The 6,262-nt window shown below is 64.2% G+C and carries 4 protein-coding genes; 2 read left to right on the forward strand and 2 right to left on the reverse strand.

Annotated elements, in window-relative coordinates; translation table 11 throughout:
• Positions 1 to 78: 78 nt before the first annotated feature.
• Complete coding sequence (locus QWL29_RS13450) at positions 79 to 1,470, reverse strand: alpha/beta hydrolase family protein (protein ID WP_305823389.1); 1,392 nt, start codon at positions 1,468 to 1,470, stop codon at positions 79 to 81.
• Positions 1,471 to 1,785: 315 nt separating this feature from the next.
• Positions 1,786 to 4,398, reverse strand: a complete 2,613-nt coding sequence (gene clpB / locus QWL29_RS13455) for an ATP-dependent chaperone ClpB (RefSeq protein ID WP_305823390.1) — start codon at positions 4,396 to 4,398, stop codon at positions 1,786 to 1,788.
• A gap of 324 nt (positions 4,399 to 4,722) precedes the next feature.
• Between clpB and QWL29_RS13460 the strand changes: the two genes are divergently transcribed.
• Together QWL29_RS13460 and QWL29_RS13465 are read left to right on the forward strand one after the other, a co-directional pair.
• Complete coding sequence (locus tag QWL29_RS13460; protein WP_305823391.1) at positions 4,723 to 5,136, forward strand: tellurite resistance TerB family protein; 414 nt, start codon at positions 4,723 to 4,725, stop codon at positions 5,134 to 5,136.
• A gap of 4 nt (positions 5,137 to 5,140) precedes the next feature.
• Positions 5,141 to 6,127, forward strand: a complete 987-nt coding sequence (locus QWL29_RS13465; protein ID WP_305823392.1) for a TerC family protein — start codon at positions 5,141 to 5,143, stop codon at positions 6,125 to 6,127.
• Positions 6,128 to 6,262: the final 135 nt, after the last annotated feature.

A 6,262-nucleotide genomic window follows, 5' to 3' on the forward strand; every position in this document is an offset into this window, starting at 1 on the left:
CGTATGCGGGAAGCATACGAGGCGGGAATACAGGCGCCGGGACACGCAACCCGGCCCTGCTGTGCACTTCCTGCAGGATCATTGCTTGCGAACGAAGGCCGCGATGCGCTGCATGACCGCCGGCGCGATGGTTTCCTCGATGACCGCGTACTCGCTTTCGCTGCCGGTCTGCGCGGTCTGGAACAGGTGGTTCAGCGAGGGCATGACGGCGGATTCGACGCGCCGGTTCCCGCCTGCTTTCAGCGAGGCCACGATGCCGTCCAGGCTTTGCGGCGGCACTTGCAGGTCCAGGCTGCCGTTCAGCGCCAGCACCGGGCAGGCCACGCGGCGCCAGTCGGCGCGCGGATCGGCCTTCAGCATCGCGGCCAGCGCCGGCTGCGCTGCCATCTCCAGCGACAAGGTGCCGCCGTGCATCTTGTACTTGGAGATCAGGGCCTTGTCGCTCTCGGGCAAGGAAGCCTGCAAGGCTTTCAGGGCCCCGACGCGGGCGGTGCTGTCGGCTTCGGCCATGACGATGGCGTACCAGCGGCTTATATAACCGAGCAATTGCTTGACTTCTTGAGGCGAGGCGCCGCGGTCTTTCGCCAGCAGGCCGTCCTGCAACAGCAGCATCTCCAGCCCCGGCAAGCCAACCCCGGCCAGCGACACCAGGAAGTCGGCCGCGGCCGGCTGGCGCCCGATGACGCTGGCCGCGACCATTGGCCCTTCGCTGTGGCCAACCAGGCCCACGCGGCCGAACTGCCCGCGCGCCTTGACCGCGCCAACCACGGCTTCCAGGTCGTCCGCCAGATCGGCCTGGGTATGATTGTCATAGTCGCCGGTGGAGCGCGATACGCCGCGCTTGTCGTAGCGCAGCACCGCCACACCCTGGCGCAGCAGATAGTCGGCCAGCACCGCGAAGACGCGGTGGCCTGCCACTTCTTCGTCGCGCGTCAGGGGACCCGAGCCCGGCACCAGGATGACGACGGTCGGTTTCTTCACCCCCTTCGGCAGCGACAGGGTCGCACCCAGCAGCACGCCACCCTTGCTGCGGATGGCCAGGCTTTCGTCGGTGTACGGAAACGGCGCGACCGGGTCCTGCGGGCGCGGCTTCTTCGGAAAGCCCGCCACTTGCCTGAGCTCGACCGGGAAGCTGGCGCCGCCCTGCTTCCACACAGCCTTGAAGCGATCGCCCTGCCAGGCCATCTGCATCTTGCCGAAGCCCAGGTCGAGCTCGACCGTTTCGCCCCCCTCGGTCAAGGCCCGGACCGGAATGTCGTAGGCGCCCTGGTCGGGGCTGGAGAAGCTGCCCCAGGGCGTACCGTCGGCACGCTGGAACAACTCGACGCCGCTTTTCAGGACCCTCCCGTCAGGCAGGGTCAGGTTGCCCATCCAGTAGCCGGGATGCTCTGCGACGACGCCGGCCTGGGCGCCGCCATGCAGGGAGAACAGGAAAGCCAGGGGGAGCAGTGTGCAGTGTGAGATCTTCATCGGTGCCTGGTCGTGTGTCGGGATCGGAACTGCACTCTAGGATCAGGCCGGGCGCCAGGTTGGCAGGATGAGACGGACCGTCGAAAACAATGGCTGAGCTGCAGGATTGGACGTATAAAAAGGCGCGATGTGCAACCGGAGTACAGCGTGGACTCGGGAGTCCACCCTACCACTGCAATCCTGTAGGGTGGACTTCCGAGTCCACGCGGTGCGGCATCAGCACAGTCGAACAGCTGTATCTGGCGATGCCGCATCAGCACAAACGAACAGCCGTATCTGGCGGTGCGGAGACAGGACCGCACCGCCAGACACCGCTTATTTCGCGAGCTCCACCGCAGGATCCTCGCCGAACACCAGCTGGCCGCCACGCACGCGCACCGGAATCGTGTCCTTCGGCCCGAACCGGCCCGACAGGATCGCCTTCGACAGCGGATTCTCGATCTGCTGCTGGATCGCGCGCTTCAGTGGCCGCGCGCCGTACACCGGGTCGAAGCCGGCTTCCGCGATCCTCTGCAGGGCCGCGTCGTCGATGTCGAGCGCCATGTCCATCTTCGCCAGGCGGCCTTCCAGGTTGCGCAGCTGGATGCGGGCGATGTCGCCGATATTGCGTTCGTCCAGCGCGTGGAAGACCACGATCTCGTCGATGCGGTTGATGAACTCGGGGCGGAAGTGTCCGCGTACCTCGGCCATCACGGCCATCTTCACCACCGCTGGCTCGTCGGTGTCCATCGACTGGATCTTGTGCGAACCCAGGTTCGAGGTCATCACGATCACGGTGTTTTTAAAATCTACCGTGCGCCCCTGGCCATCGGTCATGCGGCCATCGTCGAGCGCCTGCAGCAGCACGTTGAACACGTCCGGATGCGCCTTCTCGATTTCATCGAGCAGGATCACGCTGTAGGGCTTGCGGCGCACGGCTTCGGTGAGATAACCGCCCTCCTCGTAGCCCACATAGCCCGGCGGCGCGCCGATCAACCTGGCGACCGCATGCTTCTCCATGAATTCGCTCATGTCGATGCGGATCAGCGCTTCCTCGGTATCGAACAGGAAAGCGGCCAAGGCTTTGCACAGCTCGGTCTTGCCGACACCGGTCGGGCCCAGGAACATGAAGGAGCCGTACGGACGGTTCGGGTCCGACAGGCCGGCACGCGAGCGGCGGATGGCATCGGACACGGCCTCGATGGCTTCGTCCTGGCCGACCACGCGTTCGTGCAGCTTTTCCTCGATGTGCAGCAGCTTGTCGCGCTCGCCCTGCATCATGCGCGACACCGGAATGCCGGTCGCGCGCGACACCACTTCGGCGATTTCCTCGGCGCCCACCTGCGTGCGCAGCAGTTTCGGTTTCTCGGCCTCGCCTTCGTTGCGGATCGCCGCTTCCTCGGCGTGCTTGAGCTGCGCCTCGAGTTCGGGCAGGCGGCCATATTGCAGTTCCGAGACCTGCTGCCAGTTCGACTGGCGCTTGGCTTCCTCCATCTGGTGACGGATGCGCTCGATCTCTTCCTTGATGTGGGTCGTGCCCTGCACCGCCGCCTTTTCCGCTTTCAGGATTTCCTCGAAATCGTTGTACTCGCGTTCCAGGCGTGCGATCTCTTCGCCGATCAGGTCCAGGCGGCGCAGCGAGGATTCGTCGGTTTCCTTGCGCACGGCTTCGCGCTCGATCTTCAGCTGGATCAGGCGGCGCTCCAGCTTATCCATCACCTCCGGCTTGGAGTCGATCTCGATCTTGATCTTCGAGGCCGCCTCGTCGATCAAATCGATGGCCTTGTCGGGCAGGAAGCGGTCGCTGATGTAGCGGTGCGACAGCTCGGCCGCGGCGATGATGGCCGGGTCGGTGATTTCCACCTGGTGATGCAGCTCGTATTTCTCTTGCAGGCCGCGCAGGATGGCGATCGTCGCCTCCACGCTCGGCTCGTCGACGATGATCTTCTGGAAGCGGCGCTCGAGCGCGGCGTCCTTTTCCACGTACTTGCGGTATTCGTCGAGCGTGGTCGCGCCCACGCAGTGCAGCTCGCCGCGTGCCAGGGCCGGTTTCAGCATGTTGCCGGCGTCCATCGCGCCTTCCGCCTTGCCGGCGCCGACCATGGTGTGAATTTCGTCGATGAAGACGATGGTCTGGCCTTCGTCCTGGGCGAGTTCCTTCAGCACGGACTTGAGGCGCTCCTCGAACTCGCCGCGGAATTTTGCTCCGGCCAGCAGGGCCGCCATGTCGAGCGACAGCACGCGCTTGCCCTTCAGCGAATCCGGCACTTCGCCGTTCACGATGCGCTGGGCCAGGCCCTCGACGATCGCGGTCTTGCCGACGCCCGGCTCACCGATCAGCACCGGATTGTTCTTGGTGCGGCGCTGCAGCACCTGGATCGCACGGCGGATTTCGTCGTCGCGGCCGATCACGGGGTCGAGTTTACCCAGGCGGGCACGTTCGGTCAGGTCGAGCGTGTATTTTTTCAGCGCCTCGCGCTGGCCTTCGGCACCCTGCGAATTCACGGATTCGCCGCCGCGCACGGCGGCAATCGCCGCTTCCAGCGCCTTGCGGGTGAGGCCGTGTTCGCGCGCCAGGCGGCCGGCGTCGGACTTGTCGTCGGACAGCGCCAGCAGGATCATTTCGCTCGACAGGAACTGGTCGCCGCGCTTTTGCGATTCGCGGTCGGCCAGGTTCAGCAGCGCCATCAGTTCGCGCCCGACCTGGGTTTCGCCGCCGTTGCCCGAGACTTTCGGCAGGCGCTCGAAGGCGCTGCGCAGGGCATTCGTCAGGCCGCCCACGTTCACGCCGGCGCGCTGCAAGAGCGAGCGGGCGCTGCCGTCGTCCTGGTTCAGCAGGGCGTTGAGCAGGTGGACCGGTTCGATGTACTGGTTATCGTTGCCGACTGCCAGGCTCTGGGCATCCGCCAGCGCTTCCTGGAGCTTGGTCGTCAATTTGTCTTGCCGCATGGTAGTGCTCCCTGGAGAGTTGTTCTTGGATGGAAAAGAAAATTGGGATGCAGATCCACTTTTCAAGATCGTCAAGCCAGATGCGCAACAGTTGCGCCGGATACTTCGAANGTCTTGCCGCATGGTAGTGCTCCCTGGAGAGTTGTTCTTGGATGGAAAAGAAAATTGGGATGCAGATCCACTTTTCAAGATCGTCAAGCCAGATGCGCAACAGTTGCGCCGGATACTTCGAAAAAACCTGAGTAATCATCAAGGAAACCTCGGTTTCTCATTTTGTCGCCGGCCCCTAAGCTGGATGCATCAACAACAACGAGTGAGAACACCATGCGATTCTGTGCCACCAATAGTCCCGACGCCGTCTGCCGCCTGCTGGCTTTGTCGATGATCGTGGACGGCCACCTGGCCCCATCCGAGATGAAAGCGCTGCACCACAGCGCGATCCTGGAACGGCTCGGCGTCGATGCCGACCGTTTCGACGACGCCATAGTGGCCCTGTGCGACGACTTGCTGGCCTCGGCCCGCCGCCATGGCCGCGAGGACATCGAGATCGACAACGCGACGCTGGACCGCCTGCTTGACGACGTCGCCGAGCCGATGCTGCGGATGCACGTGCTGAAGGCCATGCTCGACATCGTCCATGCCGACCGCCAGATCGACAGCCGCGAGCATCTGCTGCTGCAGCGCGCCCAGCGCAAATGGTCGACCCCGGCCCCGGCCGAGGCGCTGACGGAGGGATGACGCCATGGACTTCCTGACTGTCGTCTGGCTGGGAGCACCAATATGGATGTGGCCGGTGTTCCTGGCTGTCGTCGTCCTGCTGCTGGCCTTCGACCTGGGGGTCCTGCACCGCGACGACCACGTCATCGGCGTGGCCGAGAGCCTGAAACTCTCGGCCCTGTATCTGACCGCCGGCCTGGGTTTCGGGCTCTGGGTCTGGCACGGTTTCGGCAGCGAAAAGGCGCTGCAGTTCTATACCGGCTTCCTGATCGAGAAGAGTCTCTCGCTCGACAATATCTTCGTGATCTCGCTGATCTTTTCCACGCTGGCCATTCCGCCGCTCTACCAGCACCGCGTGCTGTTCTGGGGCATCCTGGGCGTGATCCTCACGCGCGGCATCATGATCGGCGCCGGCGCGGCCCTGGTGAGCAGCTACTACTGGGTGCTGTACATTTTCGGCGCGATCCTGGTCGTGACCGGCATCAAGATGCTGTTCGTGTCCGAGAACCCGGACGCGGTGCGCGACAGCGCCCTGCTCGCCTGGCTGAGGCGCCACCTGCGCGTCAGCCCTACTACCCACGGCCATGACTTCACGGTGCGCCTGCCGCATCCGAACCAGCCCGGCCGCAAGCTGCTGTACGCCACGCCGCTGCTGCTGGCGCTGCTGATGGTGGAGTTCACCGACGTCATCTTTGCCGTCGACAGCGTGCCGGCGATCTTTGCCATCACCAGCGACCCGTTCATCGTCTACACCTCGAACATCTTCGCGGTGCTGGGCTTGCGCGCCCTGTATTTTGCGCTGGCGGACGTGGTGCAGCGTTTCCGCTACCTGAAGTATTCGCTGGCGGCGGTGCTGGTGTTCATCGGCTCGAAGATCTTCCTGGGCGACTTCGTGTTCGGCGGCAAGGTGCCGGCCAGCCTGTCGCTGGCGGTGACGGTGGTGCTGATCGCGGCCGGGATTGCCTACTCGCTATGGCGCAGCAAGGGAGAGGCGAAGAAAGAAGCGGCGTAGTGCCAAAGAAAAAGGCGCTGTCACCGTTTGCTGTGGATGGGGCCGACTGCAAGGCGGAACAATTGATCTGCAGATGTGATTTTTCCGCCGTCGAGCATCCGGCGCCAGCCCAGGTAGTTCGGCAGGTAGCGCGAT

Origin of the sequence: Massilia brevitalea, assembly GCF_030711405.1 — a bacterium.
Taxonomy (GTDB): domain Bacteria; phylum Pseudomonadota; class Gammaproteobacteria; order Burkholderiales; family Burkholderiaceae_D; genus Telluria; species Telluria brevitalea.

What these genes read in the sequence shown, in the direction of transcription:
- QWL29_RS13450 (WP_305823389.1), bottom strand. Translation starts at nt 1,470, where the DNA reads ATGAAGATCTCACACTGCACACTGCTCCCCCTGGCTTTCCTGTTCTCC.
- clpB (WP_305823390.1), bottom strand. Translation starts at nt 4,398, where the DNA reads ATGCGGCAAGACAAATTGACGACCAAGCTCCAGGAAGCGCTGGCGGAT.
- QWL29_RS13460 (WP_305823391.1), top strand. Translation starts at nt 4,723, where the DNA reads ATGCGATTCTGTGCCACCAATAGTCCCGACGCCGTCTGCCGCCTGCTG.
- QWL29_RS13465 (WP_305823392.1), top strand. Translation starts at nt 5,141, where the DNA reads ATGGACTTCCTGACTGTCGTCTGGCTGGGAGCACCAATATGGATGTGG.